The organism is Brevundimonas sp. TWP2-3-4b1 (genome assembly GCF_049897665.1).
Taxonomy (GTDB): Bacteria; Pseudomonadota; Alphaproteobacteria; order Caulobacterales; family Caulobacteraceae; genus Brevundimonas; species Brevundimonas subvibrioides_B.
Genome location: NZ_JAFCWQ010000007.1, coordinates 18747 through 40689 on the forward strand (window position 1 = coordinate 18747; position 21943 = coordinate 40689).

At 67.1% G+C, this 21943-nt stretch carries 23 protein-coding genes; 11 read left to right on the forward strand and 12 right to left on the reverse strand.

Features of this window, described 5'->3' with window-relative positions:
• Nucleotide 1: 1 nt before the first annotated feature.
• From ACP7A5_RS07180 to ACP7A5_RS07195, 4 genes are all read right to left on the reverse strand, one after another.
• Complete coding sequence (locus ACP7A5_RS07180) at nucleotides 2-802, reverse strand: GDSL-type esterase/lipase family protein (protein ID WP_426041276.1); 801 nt, start codon at nucleotides 800-802, stop codon at nucleotides 2-4.
• Nucleotides 799-1677 (reverse strand): DUF459 domain-containing protein, encoded by an 879-nt coding sequence (locus ACP7A5_RS07185; protein WP_426041277.1) that lies wholly within the window; start codon nucleotides 1675-1677, stop codon nucleotides 799-801. The genes ACP7A5_RS07180 and ACP7A5_RS07185 overlap by 4 nt, the downstream gene beginning before the upstream one ends.
• A 93-nt stretch (nucleotides 1678-1770) precedes the next feature.
• Nucleotides 1771-2730 carry a peptidase gene (locus ACP7A5_RS07190; protein ID WP_426041278.1) on the reverse strand — a complete coding sequence of 320 codons (960 nt, stop codon included), beginning with the start codon at nucleotides 2728-2730 and terminating at the stop codon, nucleotides 1771-1773.
• Between the two features lie 180 nt (nucleotides 2731-2910).
• The gene (locus ACP7A5_RS07195) at nucleotides 2911-3441 is read right to left on the reverse strand and encodes a peptidase S1 (RefSeq protein WP_426041279.1); all 531 of its coding nucleotides are present in this window, start codon (nucleotides 3439-3441) and stop codon (nucleotides 2911-2913) included.
• A gap of 213 nt (nucleotides 3442-3654) precedes the next feature.
• On the opposite strand from ACP7A5_RS07195, the gene ACP7A5_RS07200 reads away from it, so the two are divergent.
• The 5 genes from ACP7A5_RS07200 to ACP7A5_RS07220 are packed head-to-tail and all read left to right on the forward strand — an operon-like array spanning nucleotide 3655 to nucleotide 7193.
• Complete coding sequence (locus tag ACP7A5_RS07200; RefSeq protein WP_426039098.1) at nucleotides 3655-4359, forward strand: CoA transferase subunit A; 705 nt, start codon at nucleotides 3655-3657, stop codon at nucleotides 4357-4359.
• Between the two features lies 1 nt (nucleotide 4360).
• Nucleotides 4361-4765: a carboxymuconolactone decarboxylase family protein gene (locus ACP7A5_RS07205; RefSeq protein ID WP_426041280.1), complete on the forward strand. Its 405-nt coding sequence runs from the start codon at nucleotides 4361-4363 to the stop codon at nucleotides 4763-4765.
• Nucleotides 4762-5226, forward strand: a complete 465-nt coding sequence (locus tag ACP7A5_RS07210) for a hypothetical protein (RefSeq protein ID WP_426041281.1) — start codon at nucleotides 4762-4764, stop codon at nucleotides 5224-5226. The genes ACP7A5_RS07205 and ACP7A5_RS07210 overlap by 4 nt, the downstream gene beginning before the upstream one ends.
• Before the next feature lie 2 nt (nucleotides 5227-5228).
• Nucleotides 5229-5888: a 3-oxoacid CoA-transferase subunit B gene (locus ACP7A5_RS07215; RefSeq protein ID WP_426041282.1), complete on the forward strand. Its 660-nt coding sequence runs from the start codon at nucleotides 5229-5231 to the stop codon at nucleotides 5886-5888.
• Between the two features lie 42 nt (nucleotides 5889-5930).
• On the forward strand, nucleotides 5931-7193 hold the full coding sequence (locus tag ACP7A5_RS07220) for a toxic anion resistance protein (protein ID WP_426041283.1): 1263 nt from the start codon (nucleotides 5931-5933) through the stop codon (nucleotides 7191-7193).
• Here the strand turns inward: ACP7A5_RS07220 and ACP7A5_RS07225 are convergent.
• From ACP7A5_RS07225 to flgK, 8 genes are all read right to left on the reverse strand, one after another.
• Nucleotides 7190-7795: an ABC-type transport auxiliary lipoprotein family protein gene (locus tag ACP7A5_RS07225; protein WP_426041284.1), complete on the reverse strand. Its 606-nt coding sequence runs from the start codon at nucleotides 7793-7795 to the stop codon at nucleotides 7190-7192. The two genes, ACP7A5_RS07220 and ACP7A5_RS07225, sit on opposite strands and share 4 nt — an antisense overlap.
• Entirely contained in the window at nucleotides 7792-8730 is a 939-nt protein-coding gene (locus tag ACP7A5_RS07230) for an MlaD family protein (RefSeq protein ID WP_426041285.1), read from the reverse strand. Before ACP7A5_RS07230 ends, ACP7A5_RS07225 begins: the two co-directional genes overlap by 4 nt.
• Nucleotides 8731-8739: 9 nt before the next feature.
• Nucleotides 8740-9558, reverse strand: a complete 819-nt coding sequence (locus ACP7A5_RS07235; RefSeq protein ID WP_426041286.1) for an ABC transporter ATP-binding protein — start codon at nucleotides 9556-9558, stop codon at nucleotides 8740-8742.
• Entirely contained in the window at nucleotides 9555-10673 is a 1119-nt protein-coding gene (locus tag ACP7A5_RS07240) for an MlaE family ABC transporter permease (protein ID WP_426041287.1), read from the reverse strand. Before ACP7A5_RS07240 ends, ACP7A5_RS07235 begins: the two co-directional genes overlap by 4 nt.
• A gap of 107 nt (nucleotides 10674-10780) precedes the next feature.
• On the reverse strand, nucleotides 10781-12376 hold the full coding sequence (locus tag ACP7A5_RS07245) for a UdgX family uracil-DNA binding protein (RefSeq protein WP_426041288.1): 1596 nt from the start codon (nucleotides 12374-12376) through the stop codon (nucleotides 10781-10783).
• Nucleotides 12376-13617, reverse strand: coding sequence for a putative DNA modification/repair radical SAM protein (locus ACP7A5_RS07250; protein WP_426041289.1), 1242 nt, complete (start codon nucleotides 13615-13617; stop codon nucleotides 12376-12378). Before ACP7A5_RS07250 ends, ACP7A5_RS07245 begins: the two co-directional genes overlap by 1 nt.
• Nucleotides 13618-13683: 66 nt before the next feature.
• Nucleotides 13684-14640 carry a flagellin gene (locus ACP7A5_RS07255; RefSeq protein ID WP_426041290.1) on the reverse strand — a complete coding sequence of 319 codons (957 nt, stop codon included), beginning with the start codon at nucleotides 14638-14640 and terminating at the stop codon, nucleotides 13684-13686.
• Complete coding sequence (flgK, locus tag ACP7A5_RS07260; protein WP_426041291.1) at nucleotides 14640-16760, reverse strand: flagellar hook-associated protein FlgK; 2121 nt, start codon at nucleotides 16758-16760, stop codon at nucleotides 14640-14642. The genes ACP7A5_RS07255 and flgK overlap by 1 nt, the downstream gene beginning before the upstream one ends.
• A gap of 396 nt (nucleotides 16761-17156) precedes the next feature.
• Between flgK and ACP7A5_RS07265 the strand changes: the two genes are divergently transcribed.
• From ACP7A5_RS07265 to ACP7A5_RS07290, 6 genes are all read left to right on the forward strand, one after another.
• Nucleotides 17157-18590 (forward strand): flagellar hook-length control protein FliK, encoded by a 1434-nt coding sequence (locus ACP7A5_RS07265; RefSeq protein WP_426041292.1) that lies wholly within the window; start codon nucleotides 17157-17159, stop codon nucleotides 18588-18590.
• Between the two features lie 4 nt (nucleotides 18591-18594).
• On the forward strand, nucleotides 18595-19350 hold the full coding sequence (locus tag ACP7A5_RS07270; protein WP_426041293.1) for a flagellar hook assembly protein FlgD: 756 nt from the start codon (nucleotides 18595-18597) through the stop codon (nucleotides 19348-19350).
• 12 nt (nucleotides 19351-19362) lie between these two features.
• On the forward strand, nucleotides 19363-20802 hold the full coding sequence (locus tag ACP7A5_RS07275; RefSeq protein ID WP_426041294.1) for a flagellar hook-basal body complex protein: 1440 nt from the start codon (nucleotides 19363-19365) through the stop codon (nucleotides 20800-20802).
• Nucleotides 20803-20975: 173 nt separating this feature from the next.
• Nucleotides 20976-21260 (forward strand): DUF1153 domain-containing protein, encoded by a 285-nt coding sequence (locus ACP7A5_RS07280; protein ID WP_271085516.1) that lies wholly within the window; start codon nucleotides 20976-20978, stop codon nucleotides 21258-21260.
• Between the two features lie 88 nt (nucleotides 21261-21348).
• Nucleotides 21349-21597: a ribbon-helix-helix domain-containing protein gene (locus tag ACP7A5_RS07285; protein WP_426041295.1), complete on the forward strand. Its 249-nt coding sequence runs from the start codon at nucleotides 21349-21351 to the stop codon at nucleotides 21595-21597.
• Complete coding sequence (locus ACP7A5_RS07290) at nucleotides 21594-21935, forward strand: type II toxin-antitoxin system RelE/ParE family toxin (RefSeq protein ID WP_426041296.1); 342 nt, start codon at nucleotides 21594-21596, stop codon at nucleotides 21933-21935. The genes ACP7A5_RS07285 and ACP7A5_RS07290 overlap by 4 nt, the downstream gene beginning before the upstream one ends.
• The last annotated feature ends 8 nt before the right edge of the window (nucleotides 21936-21943 follow it).

Genomic DNA, 21943 nt, shown 5'->3' on the forward strand with positions numbered 1-21943 from the left:
CCTACCGGCCCCGCTGGTCGTAGGCCGCGATCAGGTCGGCGGCGAGCAGCGCCCCGATCCAGTCGCCGCCAGGGCCGGTGAAATGCACATGGTCGCCACGCATCAGCGGAGCCTCACCCAGCGTCAGGGCGTGGGCTGAACAGTCTCCCCCCATACGGCCCCTCCAGTCCCAGAACGCGACGCCCATCGACGCTGCAATCCGATGCTGCACGTCCCGCACCACCGACAGAGTGTCGGGCGCCTTCCAGCGATGGTCCGCATCTCCCGCGCATCGGCCGCCCCCGTCGCCCCGCATCGCTTCGGGCGCCCCAAGGATCAGGATCGCCGTCCCGGGCGAGGCCTCCCGTACCCGTTCGATCTGCGCCCGCAGCAGGGCCTCGTAGGCGCGCGGGTCGAGCAATTCGTCGAACCCCTCGTTGGTGCCATAGGCGAGGATGACCAGGTCCGGCCCCGCCTCGCCGTCGTCCAACAGCGGCTCGCGCTGCGCCATGGCGTTGAGCGTCGCCCCGACCAGGCCGTGCGCATGCAGATGGATTGGCCCGCCCTCGAACCGTCCCTGCAGCCGCCATAGCAGGGAGCGGGTGATGTCCCCGCCGGCCGTATGGCTGTCGCCGAACTGGACGATGCTCACCGGCCTGCCCTGTCCGAAGGCGGCGAAGAACGCGGTCAGCCCCTCCGGCTGGCAGATCCCGCCCGGACAGGTCGCACTGACCGGCGACGGCAGCGGCCTGTAGGGTCGCTCCTGCGCAACGGCCGGGCCCGCGAGCGCCAGTCCAATGAGCAGGGCCAGAGCCCGGTTCACGCCGCCGGTTCTGCGGCCGGACCTGGCAGCCCCGCGTCCCGCTTCAGTCGCGCGGCCACCGGCTCGGTGATCCGGAGATACCCGGCCATCGACATGTGGATCCCGTCGTTGGCCCGCATCAATCGCCGCCGCCCGGTGCCCGTCTCCGGCAGATAGGCGTCGTATTCGCCCTCGGCGTTCTGCGTGATGCTTTCAGTCTCGATATAAGGCACCTGCAGCGTCGCCATGCGCGCCGACACCACCTCGTTGATCAGCATCATCTTGGCGTCGAAGCTGGCTCGTTTCATCGCCGGCAGCCCGACCCAGTAGACCGCCACGTTCTGACCCCGCAGCATCGCCACCAGGTCGTCGACCCGTCTGGCGTAGGCGGCCTTCCAGCCGTCGGTGCCGAAGTCGTGGACCTCGCCGTCGATGCTGATGCCCTGGGCGTCGTTGGTGCCGAACAGGATCACCGCCGCGTCAATCGGCTGTTCGGCGATCTGACGCGCCGTCTTGGCCTGGATGTCGACGTAGTCGTAGCGGCTCAGACCCGTGGAGACCTCGCTGAACTTGGTCACCGTGACGCCCGGCTGGTCGCGCATCTCGCGGTAGAGGCCGGTCCACAGGCCGTCGGCCATGGAGTCCCCGAACACCCCGATCCTCAGTTGCCCGCGCGCGGCCCGTTCGGCCAGCGGCGTCAACACAGGCGCCGCGGCGGCCGTCACGACCGGCAGGGCGGCGGGCGCGATCGGCTCGGGGCCTGCCGAGGCATTGGCGTCCCCGCCCAACATCAGGGTCGGACGACGCAGCCAGACGCGGCCGTCCGGCGTCAGCGCCAGCCCGATCAGAACCCCGACGACCAGGGCCGCCGTCACTGCATTGATACCCGCGCGCAAACGTCCCACCCCGACCGGGAAACTCAAGTCCCGCTTATAACCCGGCCACGCTCACCGCCGCCATGGCGCACGCGTCACGCACGAGGATAAAGGTTAACGGCCCAGTTCGGTCAGGAACAGCCGACCCGACACGCCCCGGCCGGTATAGGCGCCGACCCAGACGTCATAGACGCCCGCTCGCGGGTTCCGGAACGTGATCTCCGGGTCTGCCTGGCCACCGGAATCGTCGTCGCAATACCATTGTCCGTCCGGTCCGTTGATGACCAGGGTCGTGTCCCCGTCGGCCTCGACGCCGAACGTCAGGGGCAGGCTGCCCGACTCGTAGGTCAGCTGGAAATCGGGCGCCTCCGAGATCATGCCGACGCAGCCGCTGGCCACCGTCGAGGCATCAATACTGCCACCCGAATAGATCGGCAGCCAGTAGGGGTCCGGCGTGAACCCGGCCGACAGGTAATACTCGCCAAAATTGGCGGTCAGGGCGGAGTTGGGCCGGGTGGCGTCCGAATACCGGCCGTCGTTGTTGCCGCCGCTGTCGCCATAGACCTGGCTGTTCAGCTCGGTGATGTAGAGCTGCGCCGCCGCGCCGTTGCCGCCATAGGCGCCGACGAAGACGTCATAGGTCCCGGACTGGGGATCAGGGATCGACATCAACGGGTTGGTGCCGTCGCCGCTGTCATCGTCGCAATACCACCGGCCGTCCGGCCCGTTGATGACCAGGGTCGTATCGTTCAAGCTGGTGACCCCGAAGATCAGCGGCAGGCTGCCCGCACTGTAGGTCAGCTGAAAGTCCGGGGCCCGCGCCACCATGCCGACGCAGCCGCTGGCGATGGCCGAGGCGTCCACGTCGCCGCCCGAGAACATGTCGACCCGGTAGGGGTCGGGCGTGAAGCCGGACCTCAGAGACGCGTCGCCATAGGTCGCCCGCTGGCTGATATCCACGGCGGGTGCGGTGACCTTCTGCCCCTTCTGGCCGCTCAGCGGAGCCGCCGCCGACGCTCCAGTGGTCAGTGCGAGGGCGCCGATCATCAGCGCGAGCCCAAAAGCGGTCTTCATCGTCTCACCTCCGTCGAACGATCCCCGTCGTGCGCACTCGTTGCAATGTTGCAGCCGAACCCCCGTCGGCGTCTTCATCAAAACGAATGGGAGCGCCCGCTGGCTACAGGAAGCCGCGCACGATCCCATTCCCCTGACACGGATCAGATATCATCGGCTGGGGAAAGACAACCGTCCGCCTCAGCGAAGCTCGGTGATGAACAGCTCCGCGTCACCCGAATTGCCGCCGAAGGCCCCGATCCAGACGTCATAGACGCCCGATTGCGGACGATAGAACGAGATCTCTGGATCGGTCCCGCCGCCGGAGTCGTCGTCGCAATACCAGTCGCCGTCTGGAGCGTTGATGACCAGGGTCGCATCGCTGTAGCTCGACACCCCGAACGTCAGCGGCAGGCTGCCGGCGTCGTAGGTCAGCTGGAAGTCCGGCGCCCGCGAGATCATGCCGGTGCATTCCCCGCCCAGACTGGACGCATCGAGCTCGCCGCCCGAGGTCACCGACACCGTATAGGGATCGTCGTCGAACCCGGCGCTCAGATACTCTTCGCCGTAGTTGGCCCGCGCGCTGGGATCCGGCGCGCCATTGCCGCCGCCGTAGCTCCCGCCGCCATAGGCCGGCCCGGGCCCATAGCCGCCACCGTAGCCGTAGGGATCCTCGACGCAGCCCGACAGACTGATGATCGCCATTGCGCCCAGCGCCAGAATGATCCGCATCTCGAAGTCCCCACGGAGCCCCTCGCTCCGCTCTCATCAGAGATCATCGATTGCCTGAAAACAACCTGTCGTCGGAAATCGTCAGGTTACGCGTCGGTCCGCTTACCATTGGCGCTCGCTGCCGGGCCTCGCTACCTTGCCCCCGCGCCCCGACCGCCGTATGGAGCGTTCAAGCACCGATATTCATCTGTCGGTGAAATAAACGAGGAAGCGATGCGCAAGATCTACGCCGACGCCAAAGCGGCGCTCGAGGGCCTGACCTTTGACGGCATGACCGTCATGTCCGGCGGCTTTGGTCTGTGCGGCATCCCCGAGAACCTGATCGCGGGTCTCAAGGCCTCCGGGGTGAAGGGGCTTACCGTCATCTCCAACAATGCGGGCGTCGACGGCTTCGGCCTCGGCCAGCTTCTGGAGACGCGCCAGATCGCCAGGATGATCTCGTCCTACGTCGGCGAGAACAAGGAGTTCGAGCGCCAGTATCTGGCCGGAGAGTTGCAGCTGGAGTTCAACCCCCAGGGCACCCTGGCCGAGCGCATCCGCGCAGGCGGCGCCGGCATCCCGGCCTTCTTCACCGCCACCGGCGTCGGCACCCTGGTCGCCGAGGGCAAGGAAGTCCGCAACTTCGACGGCCGCGACTATGTCATGGAGACCGCCCTCGTCGCCGACCTTGCCATCGTCAAGGCGTGGAAGGCCGACGAGCGCGGCAATCTCGTCTTCCGCAAGACCGCCCGCAACTTCAACCCGATGATGGCCACGGCCGGCAAGGTCACCGTCGTCGAGGTCGAGGAAATCGTCCCCGTCGGCTCGCTGGATCCCGACAACATCCATACGCCCGGCGTCTATGTCGATCGCCTGTTCGTCGGCACGTTCGAGAAGCGTATCGAACAGCGCACCATCCGCCAGCATGCGGACGCCTGACATGACCACCCAACGCGCCGACCGCGGCGCGGCCTATATGGCGACCCTCGATCCGGGCCTCGAAGGCGCCCTGCGCAAGGGCATGGCCCCGATCGCTCCCGACTTCGCCGGTATGATGGTGGAGTTCGGCTACGGCGAGATGATGAGCCGCCCCGGCCTCGATCCGAAGAGCCGCCAGATGGTTACGCTTGGCGCCCTGGCCGCGCTCGGCCATCCCGTCGATCAGCTGAAGGGCCACATCAACGGCGCACTCTCGGTCGGCGTGACGCCACAGGAGATCGTCGAAGCCCTGATGCAGGTCGCGATCTACGCCGGCTTCCCCGCGGCCACCAATGCCCTGCGCGTCGCCAAACGCGTCTTCGCCGACCGGGGCGTCAGCCCCCTGCCCCCTACGAGGGACCGGTGAACGACCGGGGCAGCGGCGGCTGGCTCGAACCGGCAAGCTGGCTCTGGTTGGCCGGCGGAGGCAGTATTGCTGCCGCCTTGCTGCATCTCGCATGCATGTTCGGCGGTCCAGGTTGGTACCGCTGGATCGGCGCAGGCGACGACATCGCGCGGGCCGTCGAGCGGGGGCAGATCCGACCCTACCTCCTGACGATCGGCATCGCGGCAATTCTTTTCGGCTGGGCCTGGTTCGCATTCGCAGCAGCCAGACTGATGCCGAGACCGCCTCTGCTGCGGACGGGGCTCGTGGCCATCATCCTCGTCTTGCTGCTTAGAGCGGCGGCCCTCTTCGTACCTGAACTCTGGGCACCCGAGACTGGTGCTGCTTTCAAGATCGTCTCGTCTTTAATCGTTTTGGCGCTGGGCCTGTCGTTCCTGCTCGGGACGATCAGAGCCTGGCCCATATTGTCCGTGAGAACCTGACCATGCCCCGCACCCGCGAACAGCTCGCCGCCCGCGCCGCCCAGGAGCTGCAGGACGGTTTCTATGTGAACCTGGGCATCGGCATCCCGACCCTGGTCGCCAACTACATTCCGGCCGGTATGGAGGTCACCCTCCAGTCCGAGAACGGCATGCTCGGCATGGGGCCCTTCCCCTATGACGAGGACGTCGACGCCGACCTGATCAACGCGGGCAAGCAGACGATCACCGAGATCCCCGAGAGCGCCTATTTCTCCTCGGCCGACAGCTTCGCCATGATCCGCGGCGGTCACATCAACCTGTCCATCCTGGGCGCCATGGAGGTGGCCGAGAACGGCGACATCGCCAACTGGATGATCCCGGGCAAGCTGGTGAAGGGCATGGGCGGCGCCATGGACCTGGTCGCGGGCGTGAAGCGCGTCGTGGTCGTCATGGAACACGCCAACAAGCACGGCCAGTCCAAGGTTCTGAAGGCCTGCTCCCTGCCGCTGACCGGCACAGGGGTGGTCAGCCGCATCATCACTGACCTCGCTGTCTTCGACGTGAAGCCGGACGGCGCGGGCCTCGAACTGATCGAACTGGCCAACGGCGTGACCCTCGAAGAGGTCGCCGCCAGGACCGAGGCGACCTACACGGTTTCCCAATCCCTGAAAGCTGCGGCATAGTTACTCCGCGATCGGCACGAAGAGGCCGCGACGGAGGGTGATATGGATATTGCGGGGTCGATCAGTCCGCCGGGCGGCGCGCCAAAGCCGGATCCCGAACGCGTGGCCACGCTGCGCTACACCATCGTCGACGAGCCCGAGACCTGCGCCGCCTTCGGCGAGAACGCCCACGCCGCCCTCGCTTCGCTGAACGACCGCGCCCTGGCCGAAACACGCAGCGGCGACCTCGGCGAATGCCGGCTTCTGCTGGATCAGGTCCGCGACCACGTCGCCGGCCTCGATCCCGCCCGTCTGGAGCCGCGCAGCGGCCTCGCAGGACTGTTCGACAGTCGAGGCAAGCGGTTGAAGGTCTTCCGCGCCGCCTGGGACTCCGCCGCCACCGCCGTGGCCCGGTCCGCCTCCGACCTCGGCGACCGCGCCGACGCCCTGGCTCGCAAGAGCACGGCGCTGGAGACCCTGTGGTCCGAAACCCGAGACGCCATCGCCGAACTGGACGCCCATATCGCCGCCGCGCGGATCTGGCTGGACAACGAGACTCCGGCTCCCGCCACCGTTGAATCCGCGGCGCCCTCGGCCGAGATCGAGACGTCCCAACCGACGGGAGAGGTCCACGAACAGGTCGAGGCCCAGGCCGACGACGGAGCTCCCGCATCGCCCGTCGAGGACAGGAGCGAACCGGGGCAGGTCGAGACTGTCGACGAACGCGTCGAAATCGCGCCGACCGGGGAAGCGCGAGCGACGGACCCGATCCTTCCGCCGGACGCCGAAGACGCACCCGTCGCCGAAGGCCTCATCGCCGCCGTCGAACCCTTGGAAGACGCACCATCCAAGGCCGGGGTCGTCGCGGAAGCGTCCGCCGAACCTGAGGTGGAGATTGCACCGGAGGCGGCTGCGGCCCCGGAAGCCGAGCTACAGACCGAACCCGCACCGCCGCCCGCGCCCATCGCCTCACTGCCTCATCCGCTGGAAACCAGGCTCGTCGCGCTGGAGGCCGTTCGCGCCACGGCGATCGGTCGCCTGCCTCTGCTGCGCGCGGCCCAGAATGCCGACTGCCGCGCCCCGGCGGTGCTCAAACAGGTCTGCGACGGCGTCGAAGCCTGGCGCGCCGACTGGCAGGATGCCCTGGGCCTCGCGGGCAAACGGCCGAAGAAGGTCCGCCCCGACCGCGTGCGACTGTCGAACGCATCGTCCGCCCTGACCGGGAGCATCACCGCCGCGGCCCATGAACTCTCGGCCGCGCAGGGGCGCCGCGCCGAGCTCGCCGCCCGCGCAGCGCCCGCCCCGGGCGCCGCACTGGCAGCCTAGTTCGTGGTCGCGTTCGCGTCGGTCCACGCCACGATCTGCGTGTTCACATCCCGCGTCGCCAGGTCATAGGCCTCGACGATGGCCGAGACCCGGTTCTCGCCGGCCGGCTGGCTGACCGTGAAGGTCTGTTCCGACACCACGGTCCGCTCCGGGAAGCGCAGCAGCCGCGCCCGCACCGTGATCACCACCGTCGGCGCCGCCCCGGCGTAGTCATAGCGGGTCTCGAACGCGCGCACGTCGACGTCCAGCAGGCGCGTCGTGGGCGTCAGCTCACGCCGGCCGATCAGACGGACCGTCCGCGCCTGGGAACCGAAGCTGGTCTCCAGCGCATCGCTATACAGCATCAGGGCCGGCGAGACCCAGCGTGCGCCGGCGATGTAGGCCGCTTCGGATCCGGTGACGCCCAGCAGCCGGTCGCCCTGCGACGCCTGCGGCATCTCGAGCGCGCGCAGCTTGATCTGCACCGGCGAGGCGACCGGCGCCGCGACCGGGCCCGCCGCGTCACCGAAGCGATACAGCTGCACCGGGTCCGGCGACGACAGAAGCGCGCATCCGGACAGGAAGACGGCGGCGATGGCCGCGAGGGCGAGGGTGCGGATCACGGCTGGACCTCCAGTTCCTGGGACGGCGGGCGGGAGATGAAGTCACGCGGGCTGGAGCGCACGTCGTCCACCAGTCCCTGCAGGGATTCCGTCGCCTCCTGCAGCCCCTGGATCGCCTCCAGCAGCTGCGGTACGCCGGTCGTGGCGAACTCGCCGGCCGGACCCTCGATGGCGTTGGCCGTGCGGTTGATCGAGGCGATGGCCTCGCGCGCATCAGCCGTCGCCTGGTTGATGTTCCGGACCGCCTCCGCGCCGTCCTCGTTGACCAGGCGCCGCGCGTCGACGCCCAGGGCGCGGTATTCGGCAATGGCGCCGTTAGCGTTCTCCAGCGCCTTCTCAAGGTCCTCAAACATGCCCTTGCGCGCTTCCAGCTCGGTCGACAGCGCCTCGACGTTCTTCAGACTGGTCGAGAAGCTGCGGATATTGTCGTCCGACAGCACCCGGTTGATCCGGTTCAGCGCGTCCACGGTCTGGGCCAGAACCGTGCCGGAGCCCGACAGCAGTTCGGCGATCGGCGACGGCTGCGACTGGATCACCGGCACGACGTTGTCCGGATACTGGGTCTTCAACAGGGCGCTGCCGTCCGTACCGGCGGTGATCTGGATATAGTTCAGGCCGGTGATGCCCTGCGGCTCCAGCTGGGCCCGCGAGGTCACCCGCACCGGCGTCGTGCCGTTAAGCCTGACCCGCGCAATGACCTGGTCGCCCTTGTCGGGATCCAGGTTCAGGTCGGTGACCTCCCCGACCCGGATGCCGTTGAAGTGCACCTCGCCGCCCTCCGACAGCCCGCGCACCGGCCCGTAGAAGACGATGTCGTAAATGTCGTAGTCGTCGTTGAACTGCAGCCGGGCCAGCCAGATGGCGAACACCGCCAGCGCCGCAAGCAGGGCGACGGTGGCTATGCCCACGGCGGCGTAGTGTGCGTCTCGTTCCATCGTCTGTCCCTACGCCGCCTTGGTCGCCGCGCGTCCGCGCGGCCCCAGGAAATATTCCTTGATCCACGGGTGGTCGGATTTCTCCAGCTCCTGCACCGTGGCCTTCTCGATCACCTGTTTATCAGCCAGCACCGCGACCTTGTCGCAGATGGCGTACAGACTATCCAAATCGTGCGTGATCATGAAAACAGTCAGACCCAGATCGTCCGACAACTTGCGGATCAGTTCGTCAAACGCCGCCGCCCCGATCGGATCCAGTCCCGCTGTCGGCTCGTCGAGGAAGATCAGTTCGGGATCCAGCGACAGGGCGCGGGCCAGACCCACGCGCTTGCGCATTCCGCCCGACAGTTCGGCGGGCTTCTGGTGGTGGCTCTCGGGTTTGAGACCGACCATGGCGATCTTCATCTCGGCCAGTTCGCGAATGGTGTCCTTGGGCAGTTTGGTATGCTCGACCATCGGCGAGGCGACGTTCTCAAGCACGGTCAGCGAAGAGAACAACGCGCCTTGCTGGAACAGGACCCCGGTGCGTCGCTCGACGTCGGCGCGTTCCGCATCGGTCGCGCCGCCGACATCATGGCCGAAAATCTTGATGGAGCCGCCCTCCGGCTCTTTCAGTCCGATGATGGAGTTCAGCAGCACGGTCTTGCCTGTGCCCGACCCGCCGACGACGCCCAGGACCTCGCCGCGCACGACATCCAGATCGAGGTCGTGGTGAATCACCTGATCGCCGAACTGGCTCAGCAAACCGCGCACTTCGATCAGGGTCTCCGGCGTTTTGACGCCCGACGCGTCGTTGGCCGCGCCTGTTGTCGTCCGGGCCGCCTTCACAGGTTCAGCTCCAGGAAGATCAGGGCGAACACGGCGTCGAGAGCGATGATGGCGAAGATCGCCTGCACGACCGCCGCAGTCACTCGCCGTCCCAGGCTTTCCACGTCCCCAGCGACGGCCATGCCCTGACGGCAACCGATGGCCGCGATGACAACGGCGAAGACGGGGGCCTTGACCAGCCCGACCATCAGGTGCGTCCCCATGTCCGGGTCTTCGCTGACGCGCTGGATGAAGAAGGCGGGGCCGTAGTCGAGCTGGCTCCAGACCACCAGCATGCCCCCCAGGAAGCCCGAGACCATTCCGACGAAGGTCAGCAAGGGCACCATCACGACCATGGCGGCCAGGCGAGGGATGACCAGGGCCTGGAACGGGTTGACCCCCATCACCTGCATCGCGTCCACCTCCTGGCTCATCCGCATCGAGCCGATCTCGGCCGCGAAAGACGAGGAAGAGCGGCCCGCCAGCAGGATCGCGGTGATGAGGACGCCGAGTTCCCGCAGCACGGCTACGGCGACCAGCTGCACGGTAAACACGCCCGCCCCGAACTGGGTCAGCAGATCGGCTCCGAGGAAGGCGATGACCGCCCCGATGAAGAAGTTGGTCACGGCGATGATCGGCAGGGCGTCCAGGCCCGAGCGCTCCGCCTGGCTTACCCAGGCGGGCCAGCGGATGGCGCCTGGATGCCGGAAGGCGAAGCCCGTCGCCCCCATCAGCCGACCCAGGAAGGCCATCGACAGCAGAATTTCGGCCGCAGCGTCGTGCACGCCATGGCCGATCTTGGAGAAGATGCGCACCAGGGGGGCCTGGCGTTTCGGCGGCTCGGCGCTCTGCCGCTCCAGCGTCTCGACCATCGCATAGATACGGCCCGCCTCTGGACGCGTGTCGAAGGCATTGGCGGGCATGGCGAAATTCGACGCCTGCACCAGGGCCAGGGCGCCGGCCGTGTCGAACCGGCCCAGTTCGCTCAGATCGACCTGCTCGATGCTGTAGCCGCGCAAACTTTCGCCGAGACGGATCGCGGCCTGGTTGAGCCCCATGGTCGTCCAGTCGCCCGTGAGCTTCAGCACGGTCGCGTCGCCCCTGGCGTCCTCGATATGGAAATCGGCCGTCCTCATACGCCCACCCTTAGACGAGCCTGAGCGAATCGCCCATGCCCGAACGCCGTGTCGGAACCGTATGAAAGACGGGCCGTCTTCCTTGGGCAACAACCGTTATGCGAAGGCTACAGAAGATCGCGCACCGCCTTGAGATCGCGCACGAACAGAGCCCGCTCGCGCCCTTTGGCCTCCGCATCGGGAATGCGCAGCAGGTAAGAGGGATGGACCGTGATCATCGCCGTCGATCCATCGGACAGGGATAGCCGCTGGCCCCGCTCCCGGGTCACCGCGACGGGCCGACCCAGCACGCCAAGCGCCGCCGTACCGCCCAGCGCCAGGGTCACCTTCGGCCGCACCAGCCGCCGCTCCTGATTCAGCCACCAACGACAGGCCGAGACCTCGCTGGTTGTCGGCGTCCTGTGCAGCCGCCGCTTTCCGCGCGGCTCGTGCTTGAAGTGTTTCACCGCGTTGGTGACATAGACCTCCGCCCGGTCGATGCCCGCCTCCTCCAGCGCCGCATTCAGCACGTCACCCGCCGGCCCTGCGAAGGGCCGCCCGACCAGATCCTCCTGATCGCCCGGTTGCTCGCCCACGATCATCAACCGCGCCTTCTTCGGTCCCTCGCCGCACACGCCTTGCGTCGCATCATTATAGAGGGGGCATCGGCGGCAGGCCTGCACGCCGTGCCGCAGCTCTTCCAGACCGGACGCGACGAAACCCTCCTCATATGATCCATCTCGCACGGAGCGGGCGATGGCTTTGGCGAGGCGTGCGTTGGGCTCGGTGTGCGGACTGGCGACCATGACTTCGGTTCGAGCGTGTGACGCGGCGACCAGTTCCGCGATCAGCGATGCCTCCGGCAGGTTCTTCCAGTACCGTTTGGGCATCTCGCCCTGCATTGTCCGGACCTTCAGCCGGGCCGGATTGAAGGTCGAGGCGTAGTAGGTCTTCCAGAACTCCTCGATCTCGTCGTCCTGCGGCGCGTCGGCCGCATTCGCAGGCGGCCCGAAGGACAATTCACCCCCGCTCATCCCCGCGGAGGCGGGGACCCAGAAACAGGATCCGTCCGGCGTCAGGATCGACCATCGCATCGTCGTGAACCGCCGCACGAAGAAGCCCGAAGTCTTCTCCAGCACGCGATGCGCCGGCTCGAACCAGGCGACGAACACTTCTCCTGCGTCGTCCTCAACCGATCGAAACCGGACAAAGGCCTTCATCTTGTGCGATGCCCTGGAAACGTTCTTCGCCCGCTCCATCGCGTCTGCGACATCGCGATCCGACACCACCTTCATCAGATCCGGCTCGTCCCTGAGCCGCCAAAGCAGGCGGTACATCAGATCGAACCGGTCGGCGGAACGGTGCAGGATCACCTCCTGCGCCACGTCCACGAAGGCTTTGGGCACGGTGAACGGCCCTTCAATCCGTGCATCCCCCTCCCCTTTCAATGCACCCCGGCGAAGGCCTGGGTCCAGATCACAGACGTCGCTCGTTTCCGCTCGGCTCAGGATGCGTGCGTCAGGGGAAATTCCCGGAGGGGTAACGGGATCCCGGCCTTCGCCGGGATGCGCGGCGATGACAGTATCAAACAGCGAGCCTGTCCCTTCCGCCCCCGCCACCACGAACCGCACAGCCGCCGGCTCCGCCCCGGCCAGCCGGAACGCCCGTGCAGCCTTCCGCCACCCGTCGAAATCCGTCTCGTGCGCCAGTTCAGCGATCGGCATCAGAACAGGCTCAACTGCTCGGCCTTCGGCTCCCCGACCAGCCGTTGCCGCAGATCGACGGCATCCGTTAGCCCGCCCGGGGTCCAGTCCAGCGCCGTGATGAACGGCCGCACCTTGTCGATACCCCGGCACAGTCGCGCGATGTCCTCCAGCCTCAGCGTGCGATAGCGGCGCACCGAGATCATCCGGTCAACCGACTTCACCCCCAGCCCCGGCACCCGCAGCAGCATCTCGCGCGGCGCCGTATTCACATCGACCGGAAACTGCGCCCGCTGGTTCAGCGCCCAGGCCAGCTTCGGGTCGATCGCCAGATCCAGCATCCCCTCCGTAGCCGCCTCCCCGATCTCCGGCGCGGAAAACCCGTAGAACCGCATCAGCCAGTCCGCCTGATACAACCGGTGCTCCCGCATCAACGGCGGCTTCGACAGCGGCAGGGCCGAACTTGAATCGGGGATGGGACTGAAGGCGGAATAATAGACCCGGCGCAGACCGTAGCCGCCATACAGGGACGCCGAGCGGTCCAGAATCTCGGTGTCCGGCGCCCCGTCCGCGCCCACGATCAGCTGGGTCGACTGTCCCGCTGGTGCGAACTTCGGAGGCTTGGCGCGATCCTTCTTCGCCGGCTTCGCGGCCTCGATCTTCAACCGGACATTCGCCATCGCCTGCTTGATGACCCCGACATCCTTCTGCGGCGCGAACCGCCCCATCGCCTCGTCGCGCGGCAGTTCGATATTGGCCGACAGCCGATCGGCATAGAGCCCGGCCTCCTCGACCAATTTCGGGTCCGCCTCCGGGATCAGCTTCAGGTGGATGTAGCCGCGAAAGTCGTGCGCCTCGCGCAGCGTCTTCGCGACCAGCACCAGCTGTTCCATGGTATAGTCGCCCGATCGGATGATCCCCGACGACAGGAACAGACCCTCGATATAGTTCCGGCGATAGAAGTTGAGCGTCAGCTCGACGACCTCGTCCACGCTGAACCGGGCCCGCTGGACGTTCGAGGACACGCGGTTGATGCAGTAGACGCAATCATAGATGCAGAAGTTCGTCAGCAGGATCTTGAGCAGGGAAACGCACCGCCCGTCCGGCGTGTAGGCGTGGCAGATCCCCATGCCCTCGGTCGAACCGATGCCCTTGCCGCCCCGGCTGTCGCGTTTCGACGTGCCCGACGACGAACATGAGGCGTCGTATTTGGCCGCGTCAGCCAGCACCGACAACTTCTTTCTGAGATCCAGCTGCGTCATCGTTCGTGGTATGTTCCTTTTCAGGAACGACGTCCAGCGTGACCGTTCTTCTGTCCGGGAGTGGACCTATCTCAAGTAATTTAACAGAGAGACTTCGCTGAGTTGCGCCACGACCTGAGCCGACGCCTGCACGGCGACCTGCGACAGCTGCAACTCCGTCACGGCCTTCAGCGGGTCGACGTCGGTGCGGCTCGACACCAGTTTCTCCAGCGACAGCTGCTGCGCCTCATGGCTGGTGGTGATCTGTTCCAGGCGTTTCTGCAGGGAACCGTTGCGCGCCCCGGTGTCGATAGTCGCGGTCGAGGCCGCGTCCAGCCGCTTCATTTGTGCGGTCAGGAAAGTCTTCTGCGCATCGGTCGGCTTGCCGGTCAGCGGCCCGGTGGCCGGGTTGTCATTGTAGGCCTTGATGTCACGGAAGATCTCGAAGATGTGGCTCTGGGTGACGCCGTCGGCCTCGATGAATTTGAAGCCATCGGCGAGGTAGCCTGTCTCGACCGAGGTGTTCTCGGCGATCCGCGACACCGCCTTGATCTGGTCGTTGGCGAGAGTCGCGGCCACGCTCGGCGCGGCTGCCAGTTCGCTCAGAGTCGCCACCGTCACGGGCTGGTTGGTGGTGTTGGCCCCGGCGAACAGATAGCCGCCCTGATGGCGATAGTTCAGGCCGTTGGACACCGACTGGAACTGGCCCTCCAGGTCCAGCATCAATGTCGCCGACGAGTCCGAAGCCAGGACGCTGGCGATCGCCTCGCGCGCGGAGCCCAGAGCATCGGCGATCTGGTTGAGCGCCAGGTCCTGGGCGTCCAGCCGCGCCGTCACAGCCTCACCCGTGTTGAGGAAGCCCTGCACGCGGGACTCCGCGCCCTTTAACGCCGTCAGCGTCTCCGAACTGCGGCCGTAGCCGGTCAGGTCAGTCGCATTCTTGCGGGTCGAGACCCGCTCGCCAGCGTCGGTCTGGGCCTGCTGCGCCTGCATCAGGTTCAGCAACGCTGACTGATAGTTTCCGGTTGTCGAAACGCGGCTCATCAGATCATCCCCAGCAGAGTGTCGTACATTTCACTGGCCGCCTGGATCAACCGGGCGGAGGCGTTGAAGGCCTGCTGATAGGTGGTCATCAGCACCAGCTCTTCATCCAGGTTCACGCCTTCATAGTTGGCCTGGCGCGCATCGGCCTCGGTGGCCAATGCCTGGGCGCTGGCTTGTCGTGTCTTGGCCGCCTGGGCCCGCCCGCCGATCTCGCCGGACAATTCTGAAGCATAGCGCGACACGGACAGGTTGCCGCCGGGACTGTCCCCGGCCGCCGAGAACCGCGCCGTCCTCTGGCCCGCATCGGCCAGCGTCAGCGCGCCGCGTCCATCACCGGAGCTCAGCGCCGCCGTCCCGACCGGCGCGGCCAGGTTCAGCTGGGCCAGCGCCAGTTTCGACGGGCTCTGCTGGATGTCGGTGCGCACCGTGAATCCGTCCGCGCGCGACGCCCGCACTCCGCCGCCCAGGCCGAACAGCTCGGTGGCCGAAACGCCCGAGGGAACCTGGATCGTGGTGTCTTCGAGCACGCTCATCCGCGGCGCCGGATCGCCCAGCGGCGTGAACTTCATCTCGCCGTTCGCATCCAGCGCAAAGCTGCCGTAGCGGCCGACGCCGGTCACGGTGCTGTTCAGGGCGGTCAGTATGTCGCCCACGGTCCCGCCGGCCGGGATCGCCACCTGGATGTCGCGGATCCTGGCCCCGCTCTGGCCGGTGAAGCGGAAGCTCAAAGTCTCGCCGGCGGTGAACCCGTGCGCCGACGTGGCGGTCATGCCCAGGTCGTACAGCGCGGGCCGCTCGCTGGAGATCAGGTCGTTCATCCCGAAATAGTGGGAGAAGCCGCGCCCGGCCTTGGCGCCGGGCGTCGCCGTGCTGTCGGCGATGGCGACACCGTTCGATCCCGTTGCGGCGATGCTCAAGCTGCCCCCGACGAAGCTGGCCGTCGCCGCGCCGCCCAGGGCGGTGTTCACGTCGGTCAGGAAGTTCGCCATCGGCGTGACCGCCCCGCCGTTGATGCTGACCCCGGTTCCCGAAAAGACGAGATCGACGCGGGTGGTGATCGCACCCGTCGTCGGGTTCACCACCGCGATCGTCGTCCCGCCGGTGAAGCCGGTCAGGGCGGTCGTCAGGTCCTGTCCCACGTTCTTCCCGGTCAGGGTGGTGGGCGGCGGCACCGCGGAGTTGGCGTTGTGCGCCCGGTTCAGTTCGTCGACGACGTGGGTGACCAGTTCGGCCAGCCGCTCCGCCGCCTGCGGCGCGTCGACGTCACGCAGTTCCAACAACCCCTTGATCTCGCCGCTCTTTAGCCCGTCGGCGAAGGCGCGCTTGGTCCCGCCCGGCTCGGTGACCCAGATCTCGTTGAAGCCGGTCTCGGCGTTGACCGTGCCCGCGCGATTGTATTGAAGCGTCGCCGCGCCCGCTCCGGCCAGCAGGATGCCGGCGCCTGTCCGGATCGACACCCCGCCGACCGATCGCTGCGACACCTGCACGTCCATCAGGCTGGACAGCTCATCGACCAGCCGGGCCTGCTGCGTCTGCGCCCCCGAGGCGTCGCCGTTCAGCACCGTGGCCTTGGCGATATCGACGTTCAGCGTCTCGATCTGCTGCAGCAGGCTGTTGGCCTTCTCGATGGCGCTCTGGATCCGGCCGTCCGCGTCCTCGCGCACGGCCTGTATCTGGCCGGAGATGCGGCCAGCCTCGTCAAGGATCGCCTGGGTCCTGAACAGGGCGTCCTGACGGCGGGGTCCCGACACGGCATCCTCGCCGGCCACGGCGAAGGCCGCGAAGATGTCGTCGATCTGGGAAAAGAAGCCCGTATCCCCGCCCGGGTCGCCGAACAGCGACTGGATACGGTCGTACAGTTCGTAACGCACGCCCTGGCGGCTGGCCTCGGCCCCAGCGCTGAGCGACGCGGCCTGCAGGAACCGGTCGGTGGCGATGCGTACGCGCGCCACCTCGACGCCGGACCCGACGCCCTGGGTCGTCAGCGACACCTGGTCAGCGATCTTGCGGACGTATCCGGGCGTGTTGACGTTGGAGACGTTGTCCGAGACCACGCGCAACTGCGTCTGGGCCGTCTGCAGCCCCGAGTTGGCGATGTTCAGGATGGTGCTCAGGCTCATCCGATTAACCCTTCGCCCGGCAAGGCCTGCCCGGCAGGCTGCGCGTCTTGCCCAGCCGTGCGCCTATGCGGCGAGAGCAACACCTTGTTTTTCTTGAACATCACTGAACGCGACTGGACCATGGTCATTCAGATCGCAAACGGCGGGCCACACACGGAACAGGGTGACTCTCACCCGGAAAGGTCTTGGAAGGGCGCCGGGCAAAAAGCGACGTCTGCGCGGCAAGAAAGGTCGCTGACGCCCACCACATCACCTGGCACGAACGGAGTAATTATCGATTAAAAACAGCTGGATGAGATCGAACGCAACGCTTGGCCCGACCCTTGCGACGGCCCATCCGAATGTTCCGGCGCAGCAGGCGCCCTTGTCCTCCAGTCGTGAATTGCCTGCCGACGCATGTCCGCGCCCAGCCTCGCCATTCCTGCCGCACCCGCCATGGGCCACGCCGCGCCGAAGCGCGGCGCAGCGACGCCTGACGCCGATTTTGCCGCCATCCTGGACGAGTCCGCCCCGCCGGAAGCGCCCGCCAGAACACCCGCCGCTTCCGCGTCGAAGCGCGACGCGGAAGCTGCCCCGGCCGAAGATGCTGTTGTCGAGGTCGCTCCGGAAACCGTGGCCGATGCCGCTCCCGTCAAAAACGATCTCATCGTCGCCGCCGCCGACCCCCTGATCGTCGCTGCAGCCCCGGTCATCGTCGAGGCCGACACGACGGAAGCCGCCCCGACCGCTGTTGCCCCTGCAGCGGAGACGCCCCCGCCATCCGACGATCTCGTCCCTCCGACGCCCACGGCGCCGGCGCCCACGCCGGGAGAGCAGCTCCGCACACCGATCGGAGCGATGCCTGCTGTCGAGGCCGACGCCACGGCCTCCGCTCCCGCGCCGGCAGACCAGCCTGATCTCGCAGCCCTTCAGGCGGAACAGGCCAGGGCCGCCGCCCCGATGCCTGCCGCAGTTCCGACCGCCGCGCCCGCCGTAGTCCTGGTGGCGCCGCCGCGTCCGGCGAAACCCTCCGCTGACCTTTCGACCTCCGCTGAAACCGCCCCTGCGGAAGACGGACCGGCCGCCGCCACCGCCGCGCCGGTCGATGCGCCCCGCACCCGCGACGTGATTGATCGCGCCCAGACGACCCGCGCCGAAGCCCGGAACGGCGCCTCCCCCGATCCCGATGCCTCGCCCCCGTCCGACGGCCCGGAGGCCGCCGCCCCCGCAGCTACGGCCTCGACCTCAACGGCCTCGGCCCGGCCGCCTGCCGTGCCCCCCGTCCCTCTCGTCCGGGCCGGCGCCGATGAGGGGGTCTCGACCCCGCTCGCCGCGGCCGCCCAGCCGGCGGAAGCCCGCCCCGCCGAGACCGGCGTGTCCCTGGCCCTCTCCACCCTTTCCCGCGCCACCATCGAAACCACGGCCCAGATCGCCGCCCAGATCGTGCGCAAGCTGGAAGGCCGCTCGACCCGCTTCGAAATGGCCCTGACGCCGGAGGGTCTTGGCCAGGTCGACGTCAGCCTCGACATCGATGCGGACGGCAAACTCATCGCCCGGATGGCCTTCGACAATCCCCTGGCCGCCACCGAGCTGCGCGGCCGGGCCGATGAGCTGCGTCGCCAGCTCCAGGACGCCGGCTTCACCGTCGCTGACGACGCCCTGTCCTTCGCCGAGCGCGACGCCTCCGCCGGTCAGCAGGGCGGCTCGGCCTTCGACCGCCGGCCCGATCCCCGCAATGCCCGCGCCTTCGGCGCCGCCTCGCGGCTGGAGGCGGACGCCGACCGTCTGCTGACGCCGGGCCGCTGGATCCCTCTCACCCTGACGCCCGACCGCGTCGATATGAAGGTCTGACCCCATGGTCGACGCAATCACCGCCAACGAGGCCGGCAGCCGCACCGGAACCAGCCGCGCCAGCCTGGTCTCGAACTTCGAAACCTTCCTGCAGCTGCTGACCGCCCAGCTGAAGAACCAGGACCCGCTTTCGCCGCTCGATTCCAACGAGTTCACCGCCCAGCTGACCCAGATGACCGGTGTCGAGCAGCAACTGCTAACCAACGACCTGCTGACCAGCCTGCTGGACGCCCAGCAGGGCGGCGGCCTGGGCACAGCCTCCAACTACATCGGCAAGGACGCCACGGCGGCCTGGGGCGTCACCAAGCTGGACGAAGGCTCGGCCAACTGGTCCTACGAACTCGGCGCCGCGGCCTCCGAAGCCACGCTCCAGGCGCTGGACTCGAGCGGCAAGGTCGTCTGGACCGGCCCCGCCCCGGACCGCACGAGCGGAACCCATGATTTCGTCTGGAACGGCAAGACCACCGCCGGCGACCAGTTGCCCGACGGCGGCGTTTATTCGCTGAAGGTCACCGCCAGGAACGGGACGAACACCATCGAGTCCCAGGTCCTGACCCGCGGCCGCGTCACCGGCGTCGAGATGTACGACGGCGTCCCCTACCTCACCATCGGCAACTCGATCGTGCCTGTCTCGAGCGTCTTCGGACTGCAGGACCACGTCGCCGCCGCCGAAGCCTCCGCCGCCAGCGCCGACGACGACGAGAAAAGCCTCGCCGCCCGCATCGCCGATGCCCTGAACCCCCTCAAGTTGCTTTCCTAAGGAGCCCACGTCGTGAGCATCAACTCAGCCCTGCTGGCCGGCGTGTCCGGTCTGACCGCCAACTCCGCCGCCCTGGCCGCCATCTCGCAGAACATCGCGAACGTGAACACCGTCGGCTACAAGCGGACCACCGTCGACTTCTCGACCGTCGTCAACGCCCAGAACCAGGGCGCCGGCTACTCTGCGGGCGGCATCCTGGGCACGACTCGCAACTATATCTCCCAGGCCGGTCAGCTTCAGCGCACGACATCCTCGACCGATCTCGGCATCGCCGGCCAGGGCTTCTTCGTAGCGACGGAGAAGGCCGAAGGCCTGGACGCCGGCGACGCCCGCCTGTTCACCCGCGCGGGCGCCTTCCGGGTCGACGAGTTCGGTTATCTGAAGAACACCGCCGGCCTCTACCTCCAGGGCTGGCCGGTGGACTCCGAGGGCGGGATCGTCCGCGACCCGTCGGACCTGAACAAGCTGAAGTCGATCAACGTCGGCTCGGTCGGCGGCACGGCCGAGGCCACGACCCGCGCCCAGTTGAACGCCAACCTGCAGTCCAGCCAGGCCGTGTCACCCGACATCGCCACCTACAGCCTGGCGACCAACTCGATGTCCATGTACGATGCCGAGGCCGGCACAGGCTTCAAGCCCGACTTCCAGATCACGATTCCCGCTTCGGATTCCAAGGGCGGCCAGCGCTCGATCGCCTACTCCTTCATCAAGACCGCCAACCCGAACGAATGGCGCGCGGAAGTCCATGTCATCCCGGCCAGCGACATCGAGAACGGCTCGACGCCCTCCAACGGCATCCTGAAGTCCGGCCTGGTCCTGTTCACCCAGGACGGCCGCCTCGACGTCGACGGCATGAAGGCGGCCGAAATCGCGACTCCGGGCACCATGCTGTTCGCCGATCCGTCCGTCGCCTCCATCACCCTCGGCGCCTCCGACCCCGCGACAGTCGGCACGGCCGTGGCGCCCCAGTGGCGCGACTCCCTCGGCATCGACAACCAGACCATCACCTTCGATCTCTCCGCCTCGGCGGGCGGCCTGACCCAGTACGACTCGGATTCGATCGTCCAGGCCGTGACCACCAACGGCACGGCCTTCGGCAACCTGTCGAACATCGAGATCGACGACGAAGGCTATATCACCGCCATCTTCGACAACGGCGTCACCCGTCGTGTCGCCCAGGTCGCCCTGGCCACCTTCACCAGCGCCGACAGCCTGGCCGTCGCCAACGCCAATGCCTACCGGGTCAGCCAGGGCTCCGGCACCTACAACCTCAAGGCCCCCGGCACCGGCGGCGCAGGTCTGATCGGAGCTTCCCAGCTGGAAGCGTCCACGGTCGATCTGTCGCTGGAGTTTACCGGCCTGATCACCACCCAGCGCGCCTACTCCGCCTCGTCCAAGATCATCACCACTGCGGATGAGATGTTGGCCGAACTTATCAGCATCAAACGCTGATCTTCAGGTAACGCGGCGTTCAGCTAGATGAAGATTTACTCAACAACCGGCCGAAACGGCGTTCCGGGAGAGGATGGATTTTATCCATTCCTTCACCACGACGCTAAACCCGGCCTTAGCGGCGCCTCGCTATCTTCACGATCAATTGGTGGTGGTGAATGAGGCAAAAGCCCATGTTGCAAGAGCGACGCGTGAACAAGCAAGGCGAGCAGTATGTCGTCGGTCCGACGGGCACCCCCCTGACGATGCGTGACCTGCCGCCCGAGAATACCGACCGCTGGGTCATTCGTCGCAAGGCGGAAGTCGTGGCGGCCGTGCGCGGCGGGCTCCTGAGCCTCGATGACGCGCTTCTCCGCTACCGTCTGACGGCCGAGGAGTTCCTCGCCTGGCAGAAGGCGATCGACAAATGGGGCATGCAGGGCCTGCGCACGACGCGGATCCAGAACTACCGCTCCTGACAGTTTCCTCCCGAGACGACAGCAACGGCCGCGCCCGGCGACGGGGGCGGCCGTTGCCGTTTGCGGTGGTCAGAGTTATCCTCAGCACATGGCGACCCTGACCATCGAACTGTCCGATCAGGCTCAGGCCTTCGTGGACGCGCGCGTGCGCAGCGGTGAGTTCAACGATCCCGATGAAGTCATCGCCGCCGCTCTGTTTGCGATGGACGACCGTGTCCAGGCCTTCAATCGAGAAGCCCGGCTCGGCATCGACGCCTTCGAGCGGGGCGATTTCATTATGGTCGATGACGTGAAGGCCTTCCTCGCTCAACGACGACTGGCGCGATCCGCCTCTTGAGGCCCGTAGGCCTCACCGACCCGGCGCTTGCCGATATTGACGACATCATCGAATCGTCCGTTCGCGACTTCGGAATTTCAGCGGCGCTTCGGTACGAAGGGCTGATCGACGCAGCGCTCGCGGCGATTGCTGCAGATGACAACGATGTCGGCATCCGCCGCTCGACTGAAACCCATGGCGTCTGCTGGTATCATCTGCGGTCTGCCAAGGCGCTTGTTCCGCCCGGCGAACAGGTTGGCAATCCCCGACACATTCTTCTGTTTCGAGCCCATGGGGACGCAATCATCGTGTTCCGGGTGCTCCATGACGCCATGGATCTGTCCGCCCATCTCCGCTGACGCCTCGA

Coding starts and splice junctions, on each gene's coding strand:
- ACP7A5_RS07190 (WP_426041278.1), bottom strand. CDS start 2,730: ATGAAGACCGCTTTTGGGCTCGCGCTGATGATCGGCGCCCTCGCACTG.
- ACP7A5_RS07195 (WP_426041279.1), bottom strand. CDS start 3,441: ATGCGGATCATTCTGGCGCTGGGCGCAATGGCGATCATCAGTCTGTCG.
- ACP7A5_RS07200 (WP_426039098.1), top strand. CDS start 3,655: ATGCGCAAGATCTACGCCGACGCCAAAGCGGCGCTCGAGGGCCTGACC.
- ACP7A5_RS07205 (WP_426041280.1), top strand. CDS start 4,361: ATGACCACCCAACGCGCCGACCGCGGCGCGGCCTATATGGCGACCCTC.
- ACP7A5_RS07215 (WP_426041282.1), top strand. CDS start 5,229: ATGCCCCGCACCCGCGAACAGCTCGCCGCCCGCGCCGCCCAGGAGCTG.
- ACP7A5_RS07220 (WP_426041283.1), top strand. CDS start 5,931: ATGGATATTGCGGGGTCGATCAGTCCGCCGGGCGGCGCGCCAAAGCCG.
- ACP7A5_RS07230 (WP_426041285.1), bottom strand. CDS start 8,730: ATGGAACGAGACGCACACTACGCCGCCGTGGGCATAGCCACCGTCGCC.
- ACP7A5_RS07240 (WP_426041287.1), bottom strand. CDS start 10,673: ATGAGGACGGCCGATTTCCATATCGAGGACGCCAGGGGCGACGCGACC.
- ACP7A5_RS07245 (WP_426041288.1), bottom strand. CDS start 12,376: ATGCCGATCGCTGAACTGGCGCACGAGACGGATTTCGACGGGTGGCGG.
- ACP7A5_RS07250 (WP_426041289.1), bottom strand. CDS start 13,617: ATGACGCAGCTGGATCTCAGAAAGAAGTTGTCGGTGCTGGCTGACGCG.
- ACP7A5_RS07255 (WP_426041290.1), bottom strand. CDS start 14,640: ATGAGCCGCGTTTCGACAACCGGAAACTATCAGTCAGCGTTGCTGAAC.
- flgK (WP_426041291.1), bottom strand. CDS start 16,760: ATGAGCCTGAGCACCATCCTGAACATCGCCAACTCGGGGCTGCAGACG.
- ACP7A5_RS07265 (WP_426041292.1), top strand. CDS start 17,157: ATGTCCGCGCCCAGCCTCGCCATTCCTGCCGCACCCGCCATGGGCCAC.
- ACP7A5_RS07270 (WP_426041293.1), top strand. CDS start 18,595: ATGGTCGACGCAATCACCGCCAACGAGGCCGGCAGCCGCACCGGAACC.
- ACP7A5_RS07280 (WP_271085516.1), top strand. CDS start 20,976: ATGTTGCAAGAGCGACGCGTGAACAAGCAAGGCGAGCAGTATGTCGTC.
- ACP7A5_RS07285 (WP_426041295.1), top strand. CDS start 21,349: ATGGCGACCCTGACCATCGAACTGTCCGATCAGGCTCAGGCCTTCGTG.